This is a genomic window from Ruegeria sp. YTSA075 (genome assembly GCF_059610245.1).
In genome coordinates this window covers 51842-76191 of sequence record NZ_JBXWNG010000005.1, presented here as the reverse complement: position 1 = coordinate 76191, position 24350 = coordinate 51842, and the positions used below count along the sequence as shown (strand labels likewise).

Genomic DNA, 24350 nt, shown 5'->3' with positions numbered 1-24350 from the left:
CCTTTGGGCGCCCTTTTCTTTGTTGCTGTGCAGGAGGCTTTGCCTCCTGACCTCCAAGATATTTGTGGCCAGGTGAAGCGGGTGGACCGTGCTATTCTGAACCAGAACTTGGTAGCAGGAGGTGGTCATGCAAAAAGTAAATGGAATAGGCGGGGTGTTCTTTCGGGCCCGTGACCCCGAGGCGTTGCGGGGCTGGTATGAAAGGCATCTTGGCGTAAATCACTATGACCCGGTGCCTTGGAAGCAGCGCGAGGGGTACACTGTCTTTGCTCCTTTCGCGCAGGATACAGACTATTTTGGCCGGGCCGAGCAGCAGTGGATGATCAATTTCCGCGTTGATGATCTGGCAGCGATGACCGCACAGCTTGAGGCCGCGGGGATCAAGGTTGAGACCCATCCTGACTGGGACAGCGAGGTTGGCAAGTTCGCTCGCATTCATGACCCGGAAGGCAATCCGATCGAGCTGTGGCAGCCAAATCAATGAGATAGCGGGTTTGTATACCGTTGCATTCCTGTAAGTATATGAAATAAAAAGAGAATTGATGTATTTCAGCTGTGTCGTATAGTGCCCCGGATAAGACGGAGCCACAAAATGACGCCGATTGATGATCATCCCTTGCGCTATGCGCTGGCCAATGAGCTGCACGCAAGGCCCTTTCCAAGCGCCGAAGTGCCTTGCACGGTTGCATTTCTGGCCATCAAGAAACCGGCGGCGGCGGTCGACGGGGACCGGCAGTCGGATATCGCGCATCTGACCGATCTTTTGACGCGCTATGGTGCGTCCCACCCTCAGCCAGATGCCACGCATTACGCGGGGCAGATAGGGCGCCATTGGTTGAAATGGGAACAGCATACCGAGTTTGTGACCTATACTGCGATTTCTCAGAATGTGAGTGCCCGGGCCTTTGACCCGGCTGACTTTGAGGTGTTCCCGGCGGATTGGGTCATGGCCAGCCCGGGCAAGAGGATCACATCGATCTTGATGCGTGTGGTGCGCCGACCAGATCAAGAGGCAGTTCGTGCCGTCTTGCCCGACTGGTTCGAACCTGAAAGCCTGGCGGTCTCTCGCGTTCTGGATGATGCCGCGATCTGTGCCAGCGATTTCCGTATCGATCCCGCAGGCCATATGCGATTTGCTGTGTTTGTCACCGAAGGCACCGGTCAGCGCCGGATCGGGCGTATTATTCAACGCTTGTGCGAGATCGAGACGTATAAGGCGATGTCCATGTTGGGTTTTGCTAGGGTCAAAAGCCTGACCCCACGCATTGGTGAACTAGACCAGAAACTGACCGCATTGATGGGAGAGATGACGGATGGCGAGAACCATCCTGACGACCTGTTACCTGATCTACTGCGCATCTCGACTGAGTTGGAAACCTTGTCTGCGCGCTGCGCCTTTCGCTTTGGAGCGACGGGGGCCTATGAGGCCATTGTCAATCAGCGCATCGCCGTCTTGCGGGAAGAACGGTTCATGGGCCGTCAGAGCTTTGCCGATTTCATGATGCGCCGTTACGACCCGGCCATGCGCACCGTGAAATCGACAGAAAAACGCCTGCAAACCCTGTCAGACAGGGCCATCCGCGCCGGTGATTTGCTGCGTACAAGGGTGGATGTGGAACGCAGCGCGCAGAACCAGGCTTTGTTGGAAAGCATGGACAAGCGCGCAGATTTGGCCTTGCGCCTGCAGCACACGGTCGAGGGGCTTTCGGTTGTGGCCATCAGCTACTATGCTGTGTCGCTGGTCAGCTACGTGCTGTATCCGCTCACGTCGACCGGGCTGAGCAAGGGTACATTGACCGCCTTGATCACGCTGCCGGTTATTTTATTGGTCTGGGCTGCCGTCCACAGAATTCGCAAGCGGTTGGAATGACGTGACTTGCACAGCGGGGCAAGCTTTGTACTAGTGACCGGCAACGATAGTCACACAATCGGAGCATCCCTGTGATCAGTGTCGTTTCAGCATGGCGGGCTGTGACCGCGATGTTCATACTCAACGGCGCATTGTTCGGTATCTGGGCTTCGCGTATTCCGGCGGTTCGGGATCATCTGCAGCTGAGCCATGAGGCGTTGGGCTATGGCCTGCTGTTCATGGCAGCAGGCGCGGTGTGCTCCTTTCCTATCACCGGGCGACTGACCGACCGGTTTGGCGCCGTTGCAATCACTCGGGTGATTGCGGTTCTCTATACCGGGTCGCTTGTGCTGTTGGGGCTGGCGGACAGTTTCACCCTGTTGGCTGTCTTTCTGTTTATCTTCGGGGCGTTTCACGGGTCGATGGATGTGGCCATGAATGCCTGGGCTGCCGAAGTTGAAAGCGCTTATGAGAAACCACTTATGTCCTCATTCCACGCGATGTGGAGCCTTGGGGCAGGCTTGGGGGCGATCAGCGGGTATGCGGCTGTACAACTTCAGATGAGCGTGTTGCAGCATTTCCTGTCGGCGGGCGGTTTGGTCGTTGTGTTGGCTCTGGCGTTGTCCTGGGTGCAATGGACGTCTCGCCGGTCGGTGCAGTCGCAGGGATCAGTTTTTGCGTTCCCGTCCGGTGTGCTGATCCTGGTAGGGTTCACGGCTCTGTGCGGTGCGCTGGGCGAAGGGGCCGTCGCGGATTGGAGTGCGATTTTCCTGCGTGACGTCACTGGCGCTGCGGAAAGCGTTGCGACCTTAGGCTACGCCGTGTTCTCGGTCGCGATGGTCGTATGTCGTCTTGCGGGGGGGCTGGTGATTGCGTTGGTCGGGCCGGTTGCTGCGGCACGGGGTGGCGGGATGTTTGCCGCTATGGGCGTGTTTTGTGTTGTCTCGGCGGGCACTGCTTCGCTCGCGTTGGTGGGGTTTATGCTGATGGGCGTAGGGTATGCTGTGATTATGCCATTGGCGTTCAGCCGGGCCGCGAATGATCCGCAGATACCGCCGGGGCAGGCCATCGCTAGCGTGGCAACGCTTGGGTATGGCGGTTTGCTGATCGGCCCGCCTTTGATTGGGTTTTTGGCAGAGTTGTTGACGTTGAGAATGGCCTTTGGTGTCTTGCTGCCGCTTGCCGTTCTGATCGTCGTGTGCGCCGGCGCGCTTAGGCGCGCCGACTGAGTTTGCTTAACGTCCGCGAATTCGCGGATCCAGCGCGTCGCGCAGACCATCACCCAGATAGTTTACGCTCAGAACGGTCAGCGAAATCGCCAGGCCGGGCCAGAACACGCGCTCGGGGTATTGCTGAAGATAGTCAACGCCATCAAACAGCAAGCGGCCCCAGGTCGGGAAGTCAGGCGGGAAGCCCAACCCCAGGAAGGACAGCGCGCTTTCGGTGATGATCGCTGTGGCAATCCCCAATGTCGCCGACACCATGATCGGAGACAGCACGTTCGGCAGGATGTGCCGCGTGATAATCTGGGTGTTGCTGGTGCCGATAGAGCGCGCGGCCAGAACAAACTCGCGCTCCTTGATCGCCAGCACGTCGCCCCGCACGATCCGGGCTGTCGGCATCCACGAGGTGATGCCGATGGCGCAGACGATCAGGATGAAGATCCCGCGTTCCAGCCCGAACGCAGCAGACAGAGGCTCGCGGAACAGCAGCATCATGACCAGCAGCAAAGGCAGCAGAGGCAGGGCCAGGAACAGATCGGTCAGGCGCATCAGCGGCCCGTCCAACCGTCTGAAGAACCCGGCGACCACGCCTATGAACGAACCCAGGAACAGTGCCAGCAGCATCGCGGTGATGCCCACCGAGACCGAGGTCTGCCCGCCGGACATCATCCGCGCCAGGATATCACGACCTAGTTGGTCGGTCCCGAAAGGATGCGCCCAGCTTGGGCCCTGATTGCGCGACCGGATGTCGATCTGGGTTGGATCGATGCTCCAAAGGAACGGCCCCAGATAGACGCCAGCGACGATGAAGATGAACAGGATCGCTCCGATCATCGCGCCTTTGTGGGTCTTGAACTGATCCCACACATCGCGCCACTGGCTGCGGGGCGGGGTGGTCAGATCGTCCATCACACCTGCGGTGGGCAGCGCTGTCGAGGCGGGGGCCAGTCCTTCGTCGGGGACCAGCGTGTCTGATTTGTCAGTATCAGTCATAGCGAATCCTCGGATCCAGAATGCCGTAGAGCACGTCTGCAATCAGGTTGAACAGCACGATCAGCACGGCAAAGATGAAGGTCAGGGTTTGAACCATCGGCAGGTCATTGGCCTGAATGGCTCCGATCAGCAACTGGCCGATGCCATTCACCTTGAAGACCTGCTCGGTGATGATGGCGCCGCCGAAAATGGCGGGGATACCCAGCGCGATCACGGTGACCACTGGGATCATCGAGTTACGCAGGACGTGGACCATCACGACCGTGTATTCGCTTAGGCCCTTGGCACGGGCGGTGCGGACGTAATCCTGATTGAGGTTGTCCAGCATCGAGGCGCGCATGAATCGGCTCAGCTGTGCTGTAATCTGAAGCGCCAGAACCATGACGGGCATGATCATCTGCTTTAGTTGCAGCATAAAGCTTTCCCAGCTGTTCACCACAAGCGTGGTGTCATAAATCGACGGGAACCAGCCCAGTTGGACCGAAAAGATCACGATTACCAGTACGCCTGAGAAGAACGGCGGAACCGAAAAGCCAACCATCGACACAAAAGTGCCCATCTGGTCGAACCAGGAATACTGGCGATAGGCCGAATAGATGCCAATGGGCAGGGCGATCAGGATGGCGACGACATATGCAGTGCCAACAACCCACAGGGTCTGCGGAATACGCTGAACGACGATGTCCATGACGGGCGAGCGGGTCTGCCACGAAATCACACGCAGGTCACCTTCGGAAAACGTGGTGCCAAACATCGCATCGATCAGAACCTGCGGCTCGATCCAGAAGAACTGCACGATCCATTTCCAGAACCGGATATGCATCGGTTGGCCAAGGCCAAGCGCTTCGCGCATCTTCTCTTTGACTTCGGGCGGAACGGTGAGCGGGACCTGCGCCATCGGGTCGCCAGGTGCGAGTTCGAGGAGCAGGAATATGACGAGGCTGATGAACAGCAGCGTAGGCACCGCCAATATCAGTCGTCTGATGGTAAAATTGAGCATTAAGAGGCGCCTTTATATGCGTCTTCTTGTTGGGGTGGTGTGCAAAGGACCGCGCCCCGAAGATCGGGGCGCGGCTTTGCAAGGCTAACGCTTAGGAACCGGTCTTGCGGTACCAGTCAGCGATATTCCAAAGTTCGCTGTCCCAAACGTTCAGGACAACGCCACCCAGGGTGTTTGCGTGTGCCGAAAGGCGACCACGGTGCACCAGCGGGATCATACCGCCGTTTTCAACCATGATGTCGTTCAGCTGTTTCGCGATCTCGGCACGCTGTTCCAGACCGGCGGTTTCGGCCAGCTGTGCGTGCAGCTTATCGAACTCTTCGTTGCAGAAGCGGCTGATGTTCTCACCCTGCCACTGCGTGTCGGGACGAGGTGCTTTGTCGCACAGACCGTTGCCCAGATAGGACTGAGGGTCAGTGCCGTTGAAGGTGTTGGCGTACATCTCAACGTCGGCATAGAACTTCTGGAATGTGTCGGGCGAGCCCGGATCACCACCGAAGAAGACCGACGCGTTGATGTTGCGCAGTTCGGTTTCGATACCGATCTGGCTCCACCATTCCTTGATCAGCGCCTGGAAATCCTGACGGACGGCGTTGGTAGACGTCTGATAAACGACTTTCAGCGGAACACCGTCTTTTTCACGGACGCCGTCGCCATTGGTGTCAACGATGCCTGCCTCGTCCAGCAGAGCGTTTGCACCAGCGATATCCTGCGTATCGCAGGTCATCGAGGTCGAGTTGAACGCTGCCGGGGCCGGAACCCAGTTACAGGTCACTTTACCTGCCTGACCATAACCGATCTCAACCAATAGCGGGCGGTCGATGGCCATGGACATGGCTTTGTAAACGGCCGGGTCCTGAAGGAACGGGTGCGGATGCGTTGCGGTCGACCGCTCGCCTTCCGGCAGGTCGGGCGATGGGTTGGTCTGGTTCAGCATGATACGCTCGACCAGCGGGCCGAAGCCCGCAACCGGGGTACCTTTGCCGCCTTCTTGCATTTGCGCGATCACTTCGGGCGCCAGTTGCAGGTTCCAGGCATAGTCGAATTCGCCGGTTTCCATTACTGCACGACCAGCCGCCGTTGCATCGCCGCCACCTTTGAAGGTGACTGTCGCAAAGGCAGGTTTCGCCGGATCACGATAGTTGTCGTTCGCCTTGAAGGTGATCACGTCATTCGGCTTGAATTCGGTGACAACAAACGGGCCGGTACCGATGGGGTTAAAGTTCTGTTCGGTGCATTCGGGGGCCTTCGCGCCCATGCAATCCGCGAACTGAGCAGCCTGAATGATCGGGCTTTCACCACCCACAAACGGGCCATAGGGGAAGGGGGTTGGTTTGTCGAAGGTCACTTTGACGGTCAGGTCATCCACGGCTTCGACATTGGTGACGCCTTCAAACTTGGTGACCTGCGCACAGCCGCCTTCGGGGTCCATGCAATAATTCGCGGTAAAGACCACATCTGCGGAGGTAAACGCCGAGCCGTCCGACCAGGTGATTCCCGGCGCGATCTTCCATGTGATCGACGTAAGGTCCTCGCTGACGCCACCGTTTTCAACAGTCGGAATCTCAGAGGCCAGATAAGGCACCATGTTGCCGTCCTGGTCGTAGCGCGCGAGCGGTTCGATCACCAGCGAGGCGGATTCAACGTCCTTGGTGCCACCCGACAGGAAGGGGTTCAAGATCGACGGAGCCTGCCAATAAATGATGCTGACATTGCCGTCCGATCCACGCTCGGCCAAGGCCATCGGGGCCATCGCCGTGCTTGCGATCGCACCGAGCAAAAGGGTTTTGATCTTCATAATAAACTCCCGAAAAGGACACTTCCGTGTCTCGATTATCTCCGCAAGGCCTGCGGATTTGGCGTTGCCGCTTTGGGTAAGGGTCTGAATTATTGCCGCAAAATCTGCTAAGACCCACGGAATCCATGATCTCCCCATCACGGTTACGCGAGGTATCGAAACAGAACTCTGGAAAAAAGCAAGGGTTGCCGTTGGGAAAAATGGCAACGGGTTTGACTTTTCCTGCCTTGCCGCCTTAGCGTCAGGCATCCGAACAAAAAAAGACTACCAACAGGAGCGCGTGCGTGCTGGATCAACCTATTGCACAGATCAAGAAACTACGGGTCGAGTTCCAGACCAAGGATGGCCCCGTGGTGGGCGTCGAGGATGTTTCTTTCGAAGTGAACCCCGGCGAAACCGTTTGTATCGTTGGCGAATCTGGCTCGGGGAAATCGGTTTCTTCGCTGTCTTTGATGCGGCTGGTTGAGTTCGGTGGTGGCGAAATCGCGGGTGGAGAACTGCTGTTTGACCGCCGCGACGGCGAAGAAATGGACCTGTCAAACGCCGATCAGGATCTGATGAAACAGATTCGCGGCAATGAGATCGGGATGATCTTTCAGGAGCCGATGACTGCGCTGAACCCGGTTTTCACCGTCGGTCGTCAGCTGACCGAAGGGCTGCGCATCCACAAGGACATGTCAAAGGCGCAGGCCGAAGAGCGCGCGCTAGAGTTGTTGCGTCAGGTCCGGATCCCTGAACCCGAGCGGCGTTTGAAACAATATCCGCATGAGCTGTCGGGTGGGATGCGTCAGCGTGTTGTGATTGCGATGGCCATGGCGTGTGAGCCGCGCCTGCTGATTGCGGACGAACCCACGACCGCGCTGGACGTGACCATTCAGGCCGAGATTCTGGCGTTGATGGACCGGCTGAAGCGTGAAACCGGCACGGCGGTGATGTTCATTACCCATGATATGGCGGTTGTGGCGCAGATGGCGGATCGGGTTGTGGTCATGTTCCGCGGCAACAAGGTTGAAGAGGGCACCGTTAAGGAAATCTTCGAGAATCCGCAGCATGACTATACCAAAGCGCTGCTGGCTGCGGTGCCGAAGCTGGGTGAGATGCGTGGCAAATCCGCGCCTGAACCCATGAAACTGCTGGGTGTCGAAGGCCAGAACATCGCGCCCATTCCGGGCACCGAAGAGGTTCTGCTGACCGTCAAAAACCTGACAACGCGGTTCCCGGTCAAGGGCGGGCTTTTGCGCCGTACCATTTCGAATGTGCACGCGGTCGAAGATGTGTCTTTCACCCTCAACAGGGGGCAAACGCTGAGCCTTGTGGGCGAATCGGGGTGTGGAAAATCCTCCGCCGGGCGCTCCATCCTGCGATTGGTTGAGCCCATGTCGGGGGAGATCGATCTGGATGGCGTCGACATCATGAAACTGGATCCGGGCGGCCTGCGCAAGGCGCGGTTGGACATGCAGATGATCTTTCAGGACCCGTTTGCCTCGCTCAATCCGCAGATGCAGCTGGTCGATCAGGTGGCCGAGCCGATGCGCAATTATGGCGTCGCCTCAGGATCGGAATTGCAGGACCGGGTCGCGCAACTGTTCGACAAGGTCCAACTGCCGCGCAGCTTCATGCGCCGCTTCCCGCATGAAATGTCAGGTGGTCAACGCCAACGGATCGCAATCGCCCGTGCACTGGCCTTGAATCCCAAGCTGATCATCGCGGATGAGGCGGTCTCGGCCCTTGATGTGTCGGTGCAGGCGCAGGTTCTGAACCTGATGATGGAGCTGCAATCCGAACTTGGCCTGTCCTACCTATTCATCAGCCACGACATGGCGGTGGTCGAGCGCGTCAGCCATTATGTGGGCGTTATGTATTTGGGTCGGATCGTTGAACTTGGGCCGCGCGCGCGTGTATTCGAGAATCCGCAGCACCCGTATACGCAGGCGCTGATGAAGGCGGTCCCGATTGCTGATCCAAATCAGCGAAAATCGGAAAAAGATTTGAATTTCAAACCGATCCCGTCGCCCATTCATCCGATTGACTACACGCCAGAACCGTCTGAGTACCGCGAAGTTGAACCGGGGCACTTTACCCTAACTACGGATAGCGGGTACTGACCCGCATGGTACAGCGTCTGACGCCGCTTGAGATCATGACCAAGCTGATCTCGTTTCCAACTGTAAGTCGCGAGAGTAACCTGCCGCTGGTCGATTGGGTCGAAAGCTATCTGGGCGAGCACGGGATCGAGGCGCATCGCTGGCCTGACCCGAACCAACCGCACAAGGCAGCGATCTTTGCGCATGTGGGTCCGTGGGAAGAAGGCGCAGTCGTCCTTTCCGGCCACACGGATGTGGTGCCGGTCGACGGGCAATCCTGGGATACCGACCCGTTTGTTGTGACCGAAAAAGACGGCAAGTATTTTGGTCGAGGCACCTGCGACATGAAAGGATTTGACGCGCTGGCCATCTGGGCCTTGGTCGAGGCGCAATACGCCGATCTAAAACGCCCGCTGCAATTGGCGCTGAGCTTTGATGAAGAGGTCGGTTGCACCGGAGCGCCGCCCATGATTGAGGCAATGCAGAAAGTTTTGCCCAAAGGGTCGGCTGTGATCGTCGGTGAGCCATCGGTGATGCAGGCCGTCACGGGTCACAAAGGCGGGTTCGGCTATGACACGCATATGATCGGGTTCGAGGTCCATAGCTCAATCATGCATACTGGTGTCAACGCGATCATGGAGGCGGCACCTCTGATTAACTGGGCCAACGAACAGAATGCCCGCAACCGGGCCGCGATGCCAAGTGACACGGCAGCGGTGTTTGACCCGCCCTGGACCACGGTTCATGTTGGCATGATCGAAGGCGGTACAGCGCATAACATCACCGCGAAAGACTGCCATTTCATGATGGATTTCCGAACCGTACCGGATGAAGCCAAGGCCGAGTGGCGAGAGGCGTACTTTCAGCAGGTGCGCGAGGTCGAGGCGCGGATGCAGGCCGTGCACCCTGAAGCCCGGATTGAAATTTCCGAGAACTTCTCGATCCCCGGTCTGGTGCCCGAGCAGGATGGTGAGGCCGAAGCTCTGGTACGTGCTTTGACCGGCGACAATGCCAGCCATGTGGTCAGTTACGGCACCGAAGCGGGTCAGTTTCAGGAAGCGGGTTATTCCGCGGTGATCTGCGGCCCTGGCGATATTGCGCAGGCGCATCAACCGAATGAGTTCATCTCGGTCGCGCAGTTCGAAGCGGGGCGCGTGTTCATGCAGCGGTTGGTCGATAAATTCTCAGGCTGACCAGTCCTTTGGAAGGAGACATCAGATGCCGGTGAAAAACAGACTTGCCGAGATGCAGGATGAGATCACCAAATGGCGCCGCCACCTGCATATGCATCCCGAACTGATGTATGACGTCCACGAGACGGCGGGTTTTGTGATCGACCGCCTCAAAGAGTTCGGGGTCGATGACATCACGCCGGGCATCGGTAAAACCGGCGTTGTTGCTGTGATCAAGGGCCGCACGGATACCAAAGGTCGCGTGATCGGGCTGCGCGCGGATATGGATGCTTTGCCGATCGAAGAGGCGACGGGATTGGATTATGCTTCGACAGTTCCCGGCAAGATGCACGCCTGTGGGCATGATGGCCATACCTCGATGCTGCTAGGGGCGGCGCAATATCTGGCAGAGACGCGGAACTTCGATGGTACTGTGGTGCTGATCTTTCAACCGGCCGAGGAGGGCGGGGCCGGGGGATTGGCCATGTGTCAGGACGGGTTGATGGACCGTTGGGGCATTCAGGAGGTCTATGGCATGCACAATATGCCCGGCCTACCGGTTGGCGAATTCGCGATCCGGCCCGGTGCGTTGCTTGCGTCGTCCGATGAGTTTGAGATCGTTGTGACAGGCAAAGGCGGCCACGCGGCAGCCCCGCATGAAGCCGTCGATACAACGCTCGTTGCTTCGCATATTGTTGTTTCTTTGCAGTCGGTTGTGGCGCGAACTGTCGACCCGATTAAACGCGTTGTTCTGACCGTCGGTACGTTCGATACAGACAGCGTCGCATCGAATGTCATTGCGCATACAGTCAGGCTGAAGGGTACTGTGCGGACGCTTGATCCCGAATATCGCACCATCGCCGAAGAACGTGTGCGCCGGATCGCCGAAGACACGGCCTCGGCCTTTGGCGCGACTGCGCAGGTAACATGGACGCCTGGGTATCCGGTGACCGTGAATTCCGAGGTGGAAACGGGTTATGCCGCCGAAGCCGCCGCTGCCGTTGCAGGCAAGGTGAATGACAGCACCGATCCGATTATGCCATCTGAAGACTTCGCCTACATGCTTGAAGAACGGCCCGGAGCCTACATCTTTCTAGGGAACGGGGACACCGCCATGTGCCACCACCCGGAATACAATTTCGATGACGACGCGATTCCTGCCGGCTGCAGCTGGTTTGCCGAGCTTGTGGAACGACGATTGCCCGTCGCTTAACTCAGGGAGAATGACATGCCGATCAGAAACCGCCTTGCAGAGCTGCATGAAGAAATCACCGGTTGGCGGCGCGACATTCACGAACACCCCGAGATCCTGTACGACACCCACCGCACCAGCGCCTTGGTGGCCAAAAAACTGAAAGAGTTCGGCTGCGACGAGGTGGTCACCGGCATCGGTCGTACCGGTGTGGTCGGCGTGATCAAAGGCAAAACCGATACTCAAGGTCGCGCCATCGGGTTGCGGGCCGACATGGACGCGCTGCCCATGCAGGAACAGACCGGGCTGGGCTACGCGTCAAAAACCGACGGCGCGATGCATGCTTGTGGCCATGATGGTCATACGGCAATGGTTTTGGGTGCTGCGAAATACTTGGCCGAGACGCGTAATTTCGATGGGACGGCGATTATGATCTTTCAGCCCGCCGAAGAAGGCGGGAATGGGGCCGAGGCCATGTGCCAGGACGGGCTGATGGACCGGTTTGGCATTCAGGAAGTCTATGCGATGCACAATGTGCCGGGCCTGCCCACGGGCCAATTCGCCATCCGTTCGGGGCCTCTGTTGGCGGCAGCGGATGAGTTCGACATTCATTTGGAAGGCCACGGCGGTCACGCGGCCAAACCGCATGACACTGTGGACACCACGGTGATGCTGTCTCAATTGATCGTCGCCTTGCAAACGGTTGTGTCGCGCAATGCAGACCCGATCGAGCAGGGCGTATTGTCTGTGACCTCGGTTGAGACGTCCTCTAAGGCGTTCAACGTGATCCCGCAATCGGCCCGCGTGCGGGGAACGGTGCGCACCCATTCCAACGAGATGCGCGTCATGATCGAAAAGCGGCTGACCGAAGTTGTCACCGGTATCGCCTCTACGATGGGGGGCACTTCGAGCGTGACTTACAACAAAGGCGTTCCGGTCACGATCAACGCCGAAGACCAAACGGGCTACGCCGAAGAGGCCGCGATTGCGGTTGGTGGAAGCTGTGGCGAGGCACCGATGGTGATGGGGGGCGAGGATTTCTCGTTCATGCTGGAAGAACGCCCAGGTGCCTTTATCATTCTGGGCAATGGCGACAGCGCCGGGCTGCACCACCCCGAATACAATTTCAACGACGAGATCATTCCAATCGGATGCTCGTGGTTTGCCGAAATGGTCGAGCGCCGGATGCCGGCGGCTTGAAGTAGGAGAGAGAAGATATGCCAGTTAAGAACCGCTTTGCCGAATTGCAGGCCGAAATCACCGAATGGCGACGGGATTTGCACGAGAACCCCGAAATTCTGTTCGAAACGCATCGTACCAGCGCAATGGTCGCGGAAAAACTGAAGGAATTCGGCTGTGATGAGGTCGTTACGGGAATTGGCCGTACCGGCGTGGTGGGGGTGATCAAGGGCAAGTCTGACAGCAAGGGCAAGGTCATTGGCCTGCGCGCGGATATGGATGCGTTACCAATCCACGAGGCGACAGGTCTGGACTATGCCTCAAAAACAGATGGAGCCATGCATGCCTGTGGGCATGACGGTCATACGGCGATGTTGTTGGGCGCGGCCAAGTACCTGTCGGAGACACGGAACTTTGACGGCACTGTGGTCGTAATTTTCCAGCCCGCCGAAGAGGGAGGCGGCGGTGGTCGCGAGATGTGCGAAGACGGTATGATGGACCGCTGGAACATTCAGGAGGTCTACGGAATGCACAACTGGCCAGGCAAACCGGTTGGCAGCTTCGCGATACGTCCGGGCTCGTTCTTTGCCGCAACTGATCAGTTCGACATCACCTTTGAAGGACGTGGCGGACATGCGGCGAAACCGCAGGAAACCGTCGATACAACCGTGATGACAGCGCAGGCGGTGCTGGCTCTGCAAACGATTGCGTCGCGCAATGCGGACCCGATTGATCAAGTGGTCGTGTCGGTGACTTCGTTCGAGACGTCGTCGAAGGCGTTCAACGTGATCCCTCAGACAGTTCAGATCAAGGGGACTGTGCGCACGATGAGCAGCGACATGCGTGATCTGGCCGAAAAGCGGATTAATGAGATCTGCAACGGGGTTGCAGCGACCTTTGGGGGTACGGTGGATGTGACCTATATTCGCGGCTATCCGGTTATGGTGAATAGTGAGGAACAGACCGCGTTTGCGGCAGATGTGGCCCGGTCTGTGTCCGGTGATTGTGAAGATGCACCGTTGGTGATGGGCGGTGAGGATTTCGCCTTTATGCTTGAGGAGCGTCCGGGAGCTTATATTCTGGTCGGTAATGGCGACACGGCCATGGTGCACCATCCCGAGTACAATTTTAACGATGAGGCTATTCCTGCAGGGTGCAGTTGGTGGGCCGAGATCGTTGAACAGCGGATGCCTGCGGCTTGACGGATACGGGTGGGGGCTCTGCCCCCATACCCCCGGGATATTTTTAGCCAGATGAAGAGGGATCTTGCGCCCTTGCGGTAAGGTTCAGGTGACTGCAGAGCGTTTTTGCGACTGAGGTCAGTGCGTTTTTTTGAGTGTTGACGCAGGTTTCGGCAGCGCTGCGCGCAGTGGTCAGGGCGCTGTCGTCTGAAAGCCAGGTTGCAACTGCATCGGAGAGATCGCTAGCGGATTGGACTTCGATTGCGCCTTTGGCCGCGACAAGGGGCGCGAAGGTTTCGGCGAAGTTGAAATAGCCCGGGCCGGTGATGACAGCGGCTCCGGCTTGGGCGGGTTCGAACGGGTTGTGGCCACCGATCTCCTTCAACGAGCCGCCCAAGAACACGATCGGGCAGAGCGCATACCACGTGCCGGTTTCGCCCAGCGTGTCGGCGACATAGGTTTGAGTTTGGTCCGTGATCGGCTCGCCTGCGGCGCGGAACGCGGCTGTGAGATCGGCCTGTTTCAGAAGCCCGGCGATGTCGGTGCGGCGTTCCGGGTGGCGCGGGATCAGAAGCAGCAGCAGATCGGGCCAGCGTTCAAGCAGGGTTTTATGCGCTGCGAGCACAGTTTCTTCTTCGCCTGCGTGAGTGGAACTGGCGATCCAGACCGGGCGGCCCGCTATTTGTGTTCGGATGTCGGAAAGCACCTGCTCATCAATGACCAACGGATCGGACATGGCTTTGAGGTTGGTGCCGGGTTTCACGCGCTCTGGCTCGGCGCCCATGTCGATGAGATTGGCTGCAGTTCGGTCATTTTGGGTCAAAAAAAGACAAAAGCTGTCCAATATGAAACGCGCAGTTTTAGGCCGCTTTTTCCAACCTTCGACTGATTTCTGTGAAAGGCGGGCGTTTAGCAGGGCCAGTGGCACGCCGCGCCGGGTGCTTTCGACGATCAGCTGAGGCCAGATTTCGCTTTCGACAAACACGCCTGCATGGGGTTTCCAATGTGAGAGAAAGCGCAGTACCGGGCCATGCGTATCCAGCGGCGGGTATTGATGCCGTGTTCGCGGGGGCAGGCGCTTTTCGATCAGCGCGGCAGATGTGGGCGTGCCGGATGTGATCAGAAACTCGGCATCGGGCAAAAGCTTGCCCATCCGCCTGATTAGGCTGAGGACCGACAGGCTTTCGCCAATGCTGGCGGCGTGAAACCAGATCAAACGTCCTGCGGGGCGTGGTAGGCTAGCATGACCCAGCCGTTCCTGCCGTCTTTCGTTTGGAACACCCGCGGTTTCAAGTTTGCGACGCACGGTGCGCCACAACAAGGGGGCTGCGAGGGCAATGATCCCGCAGTACAATTGATACAGCGCTGTCGAGTGGCCGGGGCGGCGATGCTCGGGCATCCTAGCCGCCCGTATGGCTCATATGACGGGTCATCTGGCCATCAACGGCCTGGCGGGAATAGTCGAAATCATGCCCTTTGGGTTTCAAGTTGATCGCTGCCCGGATCGCATCTTCTAACGGGGTTTCGCTGTCAGGGTGGTCACGCAGCGGCGCGCGCAGGTCGGCCATGTCTTCCTGACCTAGGCACATATAAAGCTCACCCGTGCAGGTCAGGCGCACCCGGTTGCAGCTTTCACAGAAATTATGGGACAGCGGCGTGATGAATCCAATCTTCTGTCCGGTTTCTTCCAATCGCACATAGCGTGCAGGGCCGCCGGTGCGTTCAGCCAGATCGGTTACGCTGTAGTGGTTTTCGTATTCCTTGCGCACGTCCTTCAGCGACCAGTACTGATCCAGACGATCCTCGTTGCCGATATCGCCCATGGGCATCACCTCGATCCAGGTCAGGTCCATATCGCGTTCGGCACACCATTCGGTGATGCGGGGCAGCTCTGGCTCGTTGAAACCTTTCAGAGCAACCGCGTTGATCTTCACCCGCAAGCCCGCATTCTGCGCTGCATCAATCCCGTTCAGCACCTGTTTCAGGCGGCCCCAACGGGTGACTTTAGCGAACTTATCTTCATCCAGCGTATCCAGAGAAACATTCACACGCCGCACACCCGCGGCATAGAGTTCGTCGGCAAACCGGTGAAGTTGCGAGCCATTGGTTGTGAGCGTCAGCTCCTTCAAGGCGCCGCTGTCCAGATGCCGCGTCATGGATTGGAAGAAGTTCATGATATTTCGGCGCACCAAGGGCTCTCCGCCCGTTATGCGTAGCTTTTGAACGCCCAGCTTCACAAAGGTCGAACACATCCTGTCCAGCTCTTCCAGGGTCAGAAGATCTTTTTTGGGCAGAAAGGTCATATTCTCGGACATGCAATAGACGCAGCGGAAATCGCAGCGATCCGTTACAGAGACGCGGAGATACGTGATGGCACGTGCGAATGGGTCTATCAGCGGAGTAGTCATGCGCTATAGGTAAATTGGGAACCAGCCCGCGGCAAGGGTTTACCGTGCTTTGGGCTGGAACAGTTACGTGTGGGGCTGTAAGTTTCAGGCATGAGATACGTTCTTGTTTTCCTGTGTGTTCTGCTTGCCGGCTGTGAAACAGTGCGGTCGACGACAGATCGTGTGTTTGGACGCAGCGAGGCCGCGGTCGAGACCGATGCCAATGTGGAGCCCGATGGGGTAGAAGCCGCACCCGAAGCTGAGCTGGTCACGACGCGACCAAACTGGGTCGGTGCCAAATCCACCACCGCTGTTCTGGGGGACCCCTCAACGCCCGGGCGCTGGATGCAAACGCCGCTTGTGGACACCGAAGTCACGGCGCGTGTGGTCGTGCCCCGAACCGGGGCTCAGGCTTATGTCACGCTTATCCCGTCGCGGGGGCCTGAAGGGGGCGGCAGCCAATTATCGCTGGATGCGATGCGCACACTTCTGGTGCCTTTGGACGCGCTGGTTGAGGTTGACGTCTACGCCAACTGATCTTTCAGGTATTTCCCAGCTTCCCGCCGTGCAAAGGGTTTCATCCCCGGACCATGCTGTTCCAGAAAGGCGACAACGCGGGGGGCATCGTGTTTTGACAACTCGCGCAGCCACCACGCGATGGCCTTCTGGATGAACCAGTCGCGATCTGGCACATAGCTGGCAGCCCAGCCCAGTATGCGATCCCGGCGGTCGAGATCATCAGGTTTGGGGTGGTTTTGCTTGGTCCAGGGCAGGGTGGCCACCAAGGCAGCGCGGCGTGTCCACATGTGATCTGATGTCGTCCATTCCTCTACCTGATCCAGCCGGATGGGATCGGCCGTCAGCCGTTTTTGCATCGCCATAGCCGCATGATCGGCCACGGCCCAGGCATCGAAATCCGGCAGCCAGCTTTGCAGCTGCTCCCAAACGGCGTCATCCGGTCTGATACGCGCTTGTGTGAGGAGTTTTGAGGCGGCGAGGCGGGTTTCGTGGGTGTTGAATTGCCACAGCTCATCTGCCAGCTGCACGCGCTGAGGTACATTCAGCTTTTGTCGCCAGGTTTTGGTCAGATCATTCAGAACGGGGTTTGCGACGCCCAGATAGGGGCGATCCGCCTTGTGATAGGCCGCCATTTGCGCACCGCGTTCGGGGTCGGCATGGGCTTTGATCTGGGCCAGATAGGGGTCAAGCAGCGGCATCTCAGACAGGGACTCCTGTGGGTTTGCCATCAATTGTCTGTTGGTTCTTGTCCACCCAATAGGCGCGGATGTCGTCATCCGACTTGCCATCAACCCATTTCTGCATCGTGTCACGTTCCGACGTGTATTCCATGAACGGGACCGCGTAGCCGCAGGAGGTCTGAACCATATCAATGCTCAGGTCATAAATCTGCCGCGCACTGCGGTGGGTGGGGAAATGCCGGGACAGTTCCTCCCAACCGGCATCGCCTGTGTGGAACGTTTTGGCTGTGCCGTAGGCGCGCAGGATCAAAGGGCGGGTGGTGAAGGAACACCACATCAGGGTCATGCGATTAACGTCCAGCAGATGCCCTGCCGTTTCATTGCCGCTGCCGGTCAGGTTCATCCAGATGATGCGGTTGGGGCCCAGAACGCGCAGGGAATCCATGCCTTTGGGCGAGATATTGACTCGTCCCTCAGACCCAGCGGTTCCGACAAAGAACATGTGCTGATCTTCGATAAAGGCCTTATGCGGTGGATCGAGTTGCGGAAATTGTTTGGCCATGGCGCGCTCCGGGAGAGGGGTTGCGGCAAACCTAAGCGCGTATGGATAGGCCGTCCAGCAGTCAGGAGATTGAGCGCCGTTCTGCGAGCAGCGCATCCAGATGTCTAGGATAGGTTTTGTACCCTGTGAATATGAATTCGTCCTCATCCGCCGGGGCGCGTAATTTGGCCTCGTGATCCCAGATTCGGGCCCAATCCCGCAAATGCTCTTGCAGGTCTTCCAGCGCCGACATCAGTTCAGGGGCGGCTTCGAATGGAGTGTCTTCGATGAAATCCAACACCTTTTGGTTGGTTGCCCGCAATGCCCGCGCAGGACCAAAGGTTTTACCCCGTGCCAGATAATGCTCGTACTCTGCGCGCGAAGCACTCATCAGGGACATCAATCGCGCGATGGAGTCCTGCTCATCCATGACCGACCCTTTCGCGGTTTATTCCACCGTTACCGACTTTGCCAGATTGCGCGGCTGATCCACATCCGTGCCCTTGGCCACCGCCGTGTGATAAGCCAGCAGCTGCGCAGGCACCGAATACAGGATCGGGGCAAGGCTTGGGTGGATATGCGGCATTCGGATCGTGCTCCAAACACCGTCCTCAGCCTCGGCAATGCCATCATCGTCCGAGACCAGAATGACCTTGCCTTTGCGGGCCATCACCTCTTGCATGTTGGACACGGTCTTGTCGAACACGGTATCTTTCGGTGCCATCACCACAACCGGCATATGCTTGTCGATCAGCGCGATGGGGCCGTGTTTCAGTTCCCCTGATGCATACCCTTCGGCGTGGATATAGCTGATTTCCTTCAATTTTAGCGCGCCTTCCATGGCCAGCGGATACATCAGGCCACGCCCCAAGAACAGGACATCGCGTGCCTCGGACAAGCGCTGGGCGGATTTGCGGATGGAGCGGTTTTGATCCAGCGCCGCGTTCAGAACCGATGGCAGCCCACGCAAGGCGGCGGCGTGATCGGCCAGTTCCTCATCGGTCAAGGTGCCCTTGTCAGCAGCGGCCTTGAGCGCGAGCATCAGTAAGACGCTGAGCTGGCAGGTGAAGGCCTTGGTCGAGGCCACGCCGATCTCGATACCCGCGTGGATGGGCAGAGCCACATCGCTTTCCCGCGCGATCGAGCTTTCGGGGACGTTGACGACAGAAACAATCTTGTCCGCCTTTCCTTCGCAATAACGCAACGCAGCCAGCGTATCGGCGGTTTCACCCGACTGGCTGACAAACAGGGCCATTGTGCGGTCGCTGATCGGAGGTTCGCGATAGCGGAATTCGCTGGCGATATCGACTTCAACCGGCATTTTGGCCAGTTGTTCGAACCAGTATTTCGCTGTCAGGCAGGCGTAGAAGGCGGTACCGCAGGCCACCATGGTCAGGCGATCTAGCTTTGTGAAATCCAGATCGATATCTGGCAAAACCACCCGGTCGCCACCTGTTGGCAGGTAAGACCGGATCGCCTCGGCCACAACAACCGGTTGTTCGGCGATTTCCTTGGCCATGAAATGCTTGTGCTCGCCCTTATCAGCCCGCGCATGATCCAGCTTGATCTTGCGCATTTCCCGATTAGCGAGCTCTCCGGCCTCGTTTCGGATTTCCAGCGAGGTGCGGGTCAGCACCGCGCGGTCGCCTTCTTCAAGATAGGTAATCTTGTTTGTCAGAGGGGCCAATGCGATGGCATCCGAGCCCACAAACATCTCGCCATCCCCATGCCCGATGGCCAAGGGTGAACCCTTGCGCGCGGCAACGATCAGGTCATCCTGACCGTCAAACAGAAAGGCCAGCGCAAATGCACCTTCCAATTGATCAATGGTCTTGAACGCAGCCTCGACCGGAGACAGGCCCGAATTCAGCAAATGCTCGGCCATCAGGGCCACGGTCTCGGTGTCGGTTTCGGTCTCAAACCCGATCCCATGTTCGGCCAGTTCGGCGCGCAGCTCGCGGTAGTTTTCGACGATCCCGTTATGGACGACGGCAACCGGCCCGGCCTTGTGTGGGTGGGCATTGTTGACCGATGGCGCGCCGTGGGTGGCCCAGCGGGTGTGCCCGATCCCGGATTTGCCGGGCAGGGGATCATGGACAAGAAGGTCACTCAGGTTGACCAGTTTGCCCACGGCCCTGCGGCGACCGAGAGTGCCGTCATTCACCGTAGCGATCCCGGCGCTGTCATAGCCGCGATATTCTAGCCGTTTCAGCGCCTCAACCAAAATAGGGGCGACCTCATGCTGCCCCAGAACACCTACAATTCCACACATAAACTCAGGCCTCTTTATCGCGGCGAGCCTTTTTCGCCTTTAACATATTAAACAATTTGCGCGCATAGCCGGGTTTGTTTTCCTGCTTGGCCCGCGCAACGGCCAAGGCATCGGCTTCGACATCTTTGGTCACCACTGTGCCGGTCGCCGTCATCGCCCCGTCGCCCACCGTCACCGGAGCGACAAGCATGGTATTCGAACCGATAAAGACATTTTGGCCAATCGTGGTTTTATGCTTCATTACGCCGTCATAGTTGCAAGTGATCGTGCCCGCGCCGATATTCGTTGCGGCCCCGACCGAAGCGTCACCGATATAGCTGAGGTGATTGACCTTCGCGCCTTCGGCAATCTCAGCGTTTTTGATCTCGACAAAGTTGCCGATGCGCGCGTTTTCTGCCAGCTCTGCACCGGGGCGCAGGCGGGCATAGGGGCCGACCACAGAGCCCCGGCTGACATGGCAGCCTTCCAGATGCGAGAAGGCCCGGATCGTTGCGCCGCTTTCGACGGTTACACCGGGGCCAAAGACCACATTGGGTTCGATCACCGTATCTCGCCCGATGACCGTATCGGCGGCCAGATAAACCGTTTCTGGTGCCATCAATGTGACGCCCAGATCCAGCAATTCGGCCCGCGCCTGGTCCTGAAACACAGCGTCCGCCGTTGCCAGATCGGCGCGAGAATTAACACCCAGTGTCTGCGCTTCGTCACAGGCAACAGCAGTGACGCTCAGGTCGCGGCTGCGGGCGATTTCAACCACATCCGTCAGGTAGTATTCGCCCGCAGCATTGTTATTGCCCACCGCATCGATCAGCGACATCAGTAACTTTGCGTCACAGGCCAAAAGCCCAGAATTACAAAAGCTTATCGCCCGCTCCTCAACTGATGCTTCTTTGAATTCGACAATCCGCTCCAGCGTGTCACCATTCATCACCAGACGCCCATAGCGCGCGGGATCTGCGGCCTCAAAGCCCAGGATCACCAGATCATTTTTCACCCGCGCTTCGATCATGTGTTCCAGCGTATCGGGCTTCAAGAACGGAGTGTCCCCATAAAGAACAACGACGTCACCTTCGAACCCCTCTAGCGCGTCGCGAGCTTGCGCGACGGCATGGGCGGTGCCCAGTTGTTCCTCCTGCACAGCGATCTGCGCTGTCTCATCCTCGACCTGTGCGACCTTGGCGACTGCCTCGGACCCGTGGCCTGTGACGATCACGGTGCGCTCGGGCGATAGCACCGAGCCAGCGCGCATGGCGTGGATCAGCATCGGAACCTGGGCGATGGGATGCAGAACCTTTGGAACATCCGAATTCATCCGGGTGCCTTTTCCGGCGGCAAGGATGACAAGGGCAGTGGTCATGAAATCGTTTTCTCTTTGTGTTTTCTTGCCGACCGTTTTATCCGCTGAGGTCAAAGGCGCAAGCCGTACGGCCATCAAACAAGATTGCCGATTGCAACATGGTATGGCGGAAAACTGCCGAGCAAGGAGGCGCGATGCGCACGGTCATCTTCGATTTGGATGGGACTTTGGCGGATACATCCGGGGATTTGCTGGCCGCCGCAAACCATTGTTTTCGCGCGATGGGCCATGGGGATGTGCTGGTTCACGGACAGGATGCAGGCATTGCGGTGCGTGGTGGTCGGATGATGCTGACGTACGGCTTGAAACGGGTTGGCGCCTATGATGAGGCAACCGTAAACGCCTATTACCCGGTATTGCTTGAGGCCTATTCCAGCGATATCGACACCCACACCCGGTTCTATCCGGGTGCGTTGGAGGCAGTCGAAGCCCTAAAAAGCTCTGGATATGGTGTTGGGATTTGTACCAACAAGCCCGAGGGTTTGGCCCATCAGCTTTTGTCTCAGATGGGTGTTAGGGATCAGTTCGCCGCGCTGGTGGGGGCTGATACCCTGCCGGTGCGCAAGCCGGACCCTGAACCCCTGCGCGAGGCGGCGCGGCGGGCAGGGGGGCATCCCGATTTTTGTGTTTTGATCGGGGACTCTGACACTGACCGCAATACGGCCAAAGCTGCAGGCGTGCCGTCTGTGCTGGTTACGTTCGGGCCATCGGGGGATGATATGGCCGCGTTGGAGCCTGAGGCATTGCTGCATCATTTTGACGATCTGCCGAGTGTCGTGACCGATCTGATCGGTGCGGCGGCGTGATCTCTTGACCCGAAGCGGATAGAGCCCCAGAACTGAGCCATGACTGAGACATTCACCGGCAGTTTCACCCAGCAAGAACCGATCCCTGACGAGGCGATCGAGGCCGCGCTGACCGTCCTGCGCCACGGGCGCCTGCATCGCTATAACGTCACACCGGGTGAGTTGGGCGAAACAGCCTTGTTGGAACAGGAATTTGCCGCCCAGATGGGGGTCAAGTACTGTCTGGCTGTGTCCTCGGGAGGGTATGCGCTTGCAACTGCCTTGCGCGCAGTGGGTGTTCAACCGGGTGACCCGGTTTTGACGAATGCTTTCACGCTTGCACCTGTGCCGGGGTCGATAGCGTCCGTCGGGGCCAAGCCTGTATTCGTGGGCGTGTCCGAGAACCTGACGATTGATCTGGACGATCTTGCGGCCAAGCTGGATCAGGCGCGGGTGTTGATGCTCAGCCATATGCGCGGGCATCTGTGCGACATGGATCGCCTGATGCAGATGTGCGATGCCGCTGGTGTGGTTGTGATCGAAGACTGCGCACACACGATGGGCGCAGCTTGGCGGGGGCAATTGTCTGGTCGTCAGGGCGCAATCGGATGCTATTCCTGTCAGACCTACAAACATGTCAATTCCGGCGAAGGCGGCCTGCTGATCACCGATGATGAGGAGCTTGCAGCCAAGGCCACGATGTTGTCGGGGTCCTACATGCTGTACGAACGTCATCTGGCCGCACCATCACCCGAGGTGTTCGAGCGCGTCAAATACACCACCCCTAATGTTTCGGGCCGGATGGATAATCTGCGCGCCGCGATCCTACGCCCGCAATTGCGCGATCTGGACCGGCAGGTTGGGCGTTGGAATGAAAGATACCGGGCCATCGAAGCCGGCTTGCGCGGAACACCGGGGCTGACAATTGTGGATCGGCCAGAGGGAGAAACCTATGTCGGTTCGTCGATTCAGTTCCTGCTTCTGGACTGGGTGCCCGATCGGATCACCGAGGTTATTGGCCGGTGCGCAAAACGGGGGGTCGAGTTGAAATGGTTTGGTGGGGCCGAACCGACAGGCTTCACCTCTCGCTATGACAGCTGGCGCTATGTTGAAAGCGAACGTTTGCCGGAATCGGACCGTATCCTTACGGGTATTTTGGATATGCGTGTCCCTCTTACGTTCTCTTTGCAGGACTGTGATCTGATCGCTCGAATAATTCGGGAAGAAGTTGCGCGGATTCACAATCTGGCGACGGCCTGAAAACAGCAAACTCCGTTGTCCGGACACGATTTCGCTTGCGTACGGACGTCATCATACTGGCAAATTGAGGTGTCTTTGCTTCTTTGAGCGAGCACACCATCAGATATCATTGCGTAACCATGACCAAAGAGAAAAAATCGGAATCTCTGGAAGTCAGGCTAAGCCTGTCGGAAAAAAACGCGTTCGCCGCACGGGTTGCTGCGCGCGGCGAAACCATGAGCGCGGCTTTGCGCCGATTGATCGCTGAAGATGGAGTGCCTCATTCAAACTCGAAGGAGGTTTCGACCATGAAGAATAGTGTAATCGCGGCATCCCCGGTGGTTCTGACCATCGCTATCTTAGTCGCTGTATCCCTGTCTGGGGCATCTGCAAAAACCGATTTCGCTGGCAATTTTCGTGCCAAGGATACCAACGGCGATGGATTCGTCGATCGGATTGAAATGCTGAGTTACATGACGCAACAGGCCGAGCAGGTGAACTTGCCTAGCGATTGTGATGGAACCGAACTGGCGAAAGTTTGGTCAATGTCGCCTGAAGAACTGGCAGATGATGCAATTGGCTTCTCAGATGCTGACAACGATGGCCGCATTACATTGTCTGAAGTCGTAGCGGCAAACGAACGCTACCGGGCTGACGATTTCACATCCGCCGATACCAACGAGGATGGATTTGTGACTTTGGCTGAGTTGGAGTTCGGCTTTCGTGAAGACGAAGCCAAAGTCAGCGCGGAATGCAGAGCAGCCATTGGTATGCACAGCGCCGCCCGCGCTTCTGAGATTTTGGAGCAAATAGATACAGATGGTGATGGGCGGATCAGTTTGGGTGAGTTCGTAAACCACTAGACTGCATTCCAACTGGACAGGCACTCTTCGCCTCGC

22 protein-coding genes are annotated in these 24350 nt (G+C 58.0%); 12 read left to right on the top strand and 10 right to left on the bottom strand.

Annotation, left to right across the window (positions count from 1 at the left end; all coding sequences use genetic code 11):
* The first annotated feature begins 127 nt into the window (after nt 1-127).
* From AC2FGE_RS11335 to AC2FGE_RS11325, 3 genes are all read left to right on the top strand, one after another.
* Entirely contained in the window at nt 128-484 is a 357-nt protein-coding gene (locus AC2FGE_RS11335) for a VOC family protein (RefSeq protein WP_496819330.1), read from the top strand.
* A gap of 108 nt (nt 485-592) precedes the next feature.
* On the top strand, nt 593-1870 hold the full coding sequence (locus AC2FGE_RS11330) for a DUF3422 family protein (protein ID WP_496819329.1): 1278 nt from the start codon (nt 593-595) through the stop codon (nt 1868-1870).
* A 71-nt stretch (nt 1871-1941) separates the two neighbouring features.
* Nucleotides 1942-3078 (top strand): MFS transporter, encoded by a 1137-nt coding sequence (locus AC2FGE_RS11325; RefSeq protein WP_496819328.1) that lies wholly within the window; start codon nt 1942-1944, stop codon nt 3076-3078.
* 6 nt (nt 3079-3084) lie between these two features.
* Here AC2FGE_RS11325 and AC2FGE_RS11320 read toward each other — a convergent pair whose 3' ends face one another.
* The 3 genes from AC2FGE_RS11320 to AC2FGE_RS11310 form a co-directional block, all read right to left on the bottom strand.
* Nucleotides 3085-4065 carry an ABC transporter permease gene (locus AC2FGE_RS11320; RefSeq protein ID WP_496819327.1) on the bottom strand — a complete coding sequence of 327 codons (981 nt, stop codon included), beginning with the start codon at nt 4063-4065 and terminating at the stop codon, nt 3085-3087.
* A complete protein-coding gene (locus AC2FGE_RS11315; RefSeq protein ID WP_496819326.1) occupies nt 4058-5065 on the bottom strand; it encodes an ABC transporter permease in 1008 nt (335 codons plus the stop codon). The genes AC2FGE_RS11320 and AC2FGE_RS11315 overlap by 8 nt, the downstream gene beginning before the upstream one ends.
* Before the next feature lie 91 nt (nt 5066-5156).
* A complete protein-coding gene (locus tag AC2FGE_RS11310; protein ID WP_496819325.1) occupies nt 5157-6863 on the bottom strand; it encodes a peptide ABC transporter substrate-binding protein in 1707 nt (568 codons plus the stop codon).
* Nucleotides 6864-7147: 284 nt separating this feature from the next.
* Here AC2FGE_RS11310 and AC2FGE_RS11305 point away from each other — a divergent pair, with 284 nt between their 5' ends.
* The 5 genes from AC2FGE_RS11305 to AC2FGE_RS11285 are packed head-to-tail and all read left to right on the top strand — an operon-like array spanning nt 7148 to nt 13692.
* A complete protein-coding gene (locus tag AC2FGE_RS11305; protein ID WP_496819324.1) occupies nt 7148-8968 on the top strand; it encodes an ABC transporter ATP-binding protein in 1821 nt (606 codons plus the stop codon).
* Between the two features lie 5 nt (nt 8969-8973).
* Complete coding sequence (argE, locus tag AC2FGE_RS11300) at nt 8974-10140, top strand: acetylornithine deacetylase (protein ID WP_496819323.1); 1167 nt, start codon at nt 8974-8976, stop codon at nt 10138-10140.
* A 25-nt stretch (nt 10141-10165) separates the two neighbouring features.
* Nucleotides 10166-11332 (top strand): M20 aminoacylase family protein, encoded by a 1167-nt coding sequence (locus AC2FGE_RS11295; protein ID WP_496819322.1) that lies wholly within the window; start codon nt 10166-10168, stop codon nt 11330-11332.
* Nucleotides 11333-11347: 15 nt separating this feature from the next.
* Nucleotides 11348-12511 carry a M20 aminoacylase family protein gene (locus AC2FGE_RS11290; RefSeq protein WP_496819321.1) on the top strand — a complete coding sequence of 388 codons (1164 nt, stop codon included), beginning with the start codon at nt 11348-11350 and terminating at the stop codon, nt 12509-12511.
* 17 nt (nt 12512-12528) lie between these two features.
* Nucleotides 12529-13692 carry a M20 aminoacylase family protein gene (locus AC2FGE_RS11285; protein WP_496819320.1) on the top strand — a complete coding sequence of 388 codons (1164 nt, stop codon included), beginning with the start codon at nt 12529-12531 and terminating at the stop codon, nt 13690-13692.
* 43 nt (nt 13693-13735) lie between these two features.
* On the opposite strand, the gene AC2FGE_RS11280 is transcribed toward AC2FGE_RS11285, so the two are convergent.
* Nucleotides 13736-15070: a 3-deoxy-D-manno-octulosonic acid transferase gene (locus AC2FGE_RS11280; protein WP_496819319.1), complete on the bottom strand. Its 1335-nt coding sequence runs from the start codon at nt 15068-15070 to the stop codon at nt 13736-13738.
* A gap of 1 nt (nt 15071) precedes the next feature.
* Entirely contained in the window at nt 15072-16079 is a 1008-nt protein-coding gene (moaA, locus tag AC2FGE_RS11275; protein WP_496819318.1) for a GTP 3',8-cyclase MoaA, read from the bottom strand.
* 90 nt (nt 16080-16169) lie between these two features.
* Here moaA and AC2FGE_RS11270 point away from each other — a divergent pair, with 90 nt between their 5' ends.
* Nucleotides 16170-16595, top strand: a complete 426-nt coding sequence (locus AC2FGE_RS11270; protein WP_496819317.1) for a hypothetical protein — start codon at nt 16170-16172, stop codon at nt 16593-16595.
* Here the strand turns inward: AC2FGE_RS11270 and AC2FGE_RS11265 are convergent.
* The 5 genes from AC2FGE_RS11265 to glmU form a co-directional block, all read right to left on the bottom strand.
* Entirely contained in the window at nt 16583-17305 is a 723-nt protein-coding gene (locus tag AC2FGE_RS11265; protein WP_496819316.1) for a DNA alkylation repair protein, read from the bottom strand. The two genes, AC2FGE_RS11270 and AC2FGE_RS11265, sit on opposite strands and share 13 nt — an antisense overlap.
* A complete protein-coding gene (locus tag AC2FGE_RS11260; protein WP_496819315.1) occupies nt 17277-17819 on the bottom strand; it encodes a pyridoxamine 5'-phosphate oxidase family protein in 543 nt (180 codons plus the stop codon). The genes AC2FGE_RS11265 and AC2FGE_RS11260 overlap by 29 nt, the downstream gene beginning before the upstream one ends.
* A gap of 61 nt (nt 17820-17880) precedes the next feature.
* A complete protein-coding gene (locus AC2FGE_RS11255) occupies nt 17881-18228 on the bottom strand; it encodes a hypothetical protein (RefSeq protein WP_496819314.1) in 348 nt (115 codons plus the stop codon).
* Between the two features lie 18 nt (nt 18229-18246).
* Nucleotides 18247-20070 (bottom strand): glutamine--fructose-6-phosphate transaminase (isomerizing), encoded by a 1824-nt coding sequence (gene glmS, locus AC2FGE_RS11250; protein ID WP_496819313.1) that lies wholly within the window; start codon nt 20068-20070, stop codon nt 18247-18249.
* 4 nt (nt 20071-20074) lie between these two features.
* Entirely contained in the window at nt 20075-21427 is a 1353-nt protein-coding gene (glmU, locus tag AC2FGE_RS11245) for a bifunctional UDP-N-acetylglucosamine diphosphorylase/glucosamine-1-phosphate N-acetyltransferase GlmU (protein WP_496819312.1), read from the bottom strand.
* A gap of 134 nt (nt 21428-21561) precedes the next feature.
* Between glmU and AC2FGE_RS11240 the strand changes: the two genes are divergently transcribed.
* The 3 genes from AC2FGE_RS11240 to AC2FGE_RS11230 all read left to right on the top strand — a co-directional run bounded on the left by AC2FGE_RS11240 (nt 21562) and on the right by AC2FGE_RS11230 (nt 24314).
* The gene (locus AC2FGE_RS11240; protein ID WP_496819311.1) at nt 21562-22233 is read left to right on the top strand and encodes an HAD-IA family hydrolase; all 672 of its coding nucleotides are present in this window, start codon (nt 21562-21564) and stop codon (nt 22231-22233) included.
* Between the two features lie 39 nt (nt 22234-22272).
* Nucleotides 22273-23472: a DegT/DnrJ/EryC1/StrS family aminotransferase gene (locus tag AC2FGE_RS11235; RefSeq protein WP_496819310.1), complete on the top strand. Its 1200-nt coding sequence runs from the start codon at nt 22273-22275 to the stop codon at nt 23470-23472.
* A 119-nt stretch (nt 23473-23591) separates the two neighbouring features.
* Nucleotides 23592-24314, top strand: a complete 723-nt coding sequence (locus AC2FGE_RS11230; RefSeq protein ID WP_496819309.1) for an EF-hand domain-containing protein — start codon at nt 23592-23594, stop codon at nt 24312-24314.
* Nucleotides 24315-24350 lie beyond the last annotated feature (36 nt).

What these genes read in the sequence shown, in the direction of transcription:
- AC2FGE_RS11335 (WP_496819330.1), top strand. Translation starts at nt 128, where the DNA reads ATGCAAAAAGTAAATGGAATAGGCGGGGTGTTCTTTCGGGCCCGTGAC.
- AC2FGE_RS11330 (WP_496819329.1), top strand. Translation starts at nt 593, where the DNA reads ATGACGCCGATTGATGATCATCCCTTGCGCTATGCGCTGGCCAATGAG.
- AC2FGE_RS11320 (WP_496819327.1), bottom strand. Translation starts at nt 4,065, where the DNA reads ATGACTGATACTGACAAATCAGACACGCTGGTCCCCGACGAAGGACTG.
- AC2FGE_RS11315 (WP_496819326.1), bottom strand. Translation starts at nt 5,065, where the DNA reads ATGCTCAATTTTACCATCAGACGACTGATATTGGCGGTGCCTACGCTG.
- AC2FGE_RS11310 (WP_496819325.1), bottom strand. Translation starts at nt 6,863, where the DNA reads ATGAAGATCAAAACCCTTTTGCTCGGTGCGATCGCAAGCACGGCGATG.
- argE (WP_496819323.1), top strand. Translation starts at nt 8,974, where the DNA reads ATGGTACAGCGTCTGACGCCGCTTGAGATCATGACCAAGCTGATCTCG.
- AC2FGE_RS11295 (WP_496819322.1), top strand. Translation starts at nt 10,166, where the DNA reads ATGCCGGTGAAAAACAGACTTGCCGAGATGCAGGATGAGATCACCAAA.
- AC2FGE_RS11290 (WP_496819321.1), top strand. Translation starts at nt 11,348, where the DNA reads ATGCCGATCAGAAACCGCCTTGCAGAGCTGCATGAAGAAATCACCGGT.
- AC2FGE_RS11285 (WP_496819320.1), top strand. Translation starts at nt 12,529, where the DNA reads ATGCCAGTTAAGAACCGCTTTGCCGAATTGCAGGCCGAAATCACCGAA.
- AC2FGE_RS11280 (WP_496819319.1), bottom strand. Translation starts at nt 15,070, where the DNA reads ATGCCCGAGCATCGCCGCCCCGGCCACTCGACAGCGCTGTATCAATTG.
- moaA (WP_496819318.1), bottom strand. Translation starts at nt 16,079, where the DNA reads ATGACTACTCCGCTGATAGACCCATTCGCACGTGCCATCACGTATCTC.
- AC2FGE_RS11270 (WP_496819317.1), top strand. Translation starts at nt 16,170, where the DNA reads ATGAGATACGTTCTTGTTTTCCTGTGTGTTCTGCTTGCCGGCTGTGAA.
- AC2FGE_RS11265 (WP_496819316.1), bottom strand. Translation starts at nt 17,305, where the DNA reads ATGGCAAACCCACAGGAGTCCCTGTCTGAGATGCCGCTGCTTGACCCC.
- AC2FGE_RS11260 (WP_496819315.1), bottom strand. Translation starts at nt 17,819, where the DNA reads ATGGCCAAACAATTTCCGCAACTCGATCCACCGCATAAGGCCTTTATC.
- AC2FGE_RS11255 (WP_496819314.1), bottom strand. Translation starts at nt 18,228, where the DNA reads ATGGATGAGCAGGACTCCATCGCGCGATTGATGTCCCTGATGAGTGCT.
- glmS (WP_496819313.1), bottom strand. Translation starts at nt 20,070, where the DNA reads ATGTGTGGAATTGTAGGTGTTCTGGGGCAGCATGAGGTCGCCCCTATT.
- glmU (WP_496819312.1), bottom strand. Translation starts at nt 21,427, where the DNA reads ATGACCACTGCCCTTGTCATCCTTGCCGCCGGAAAAGGCACCCGGATG.
- AC2FGE_RS11240 (WP_496819311.1), top strand. Translation starts at nt 21,562, where the DNA reads ATGCGCACGGTCATCTTCGATTTGGATGGGACTTTGGCGGATACATCC.
- AC2FGE_RS11235 (WP_496819310.1), top strand. Translation starts at nt 22,273, where the DNA reads ATGACTGAGACATTCACCGGCAGTTTCACCCAGCAAGAACCGATCCCT.
- AC2FGE_RS11230 (WP_496819309.1), top strand. Translation starts at nt 23,592, where the DNA reads ATGACCAAAGAGAAAAAATCGGAATCTCTGGAAGTCAGGCTAAGCCTG.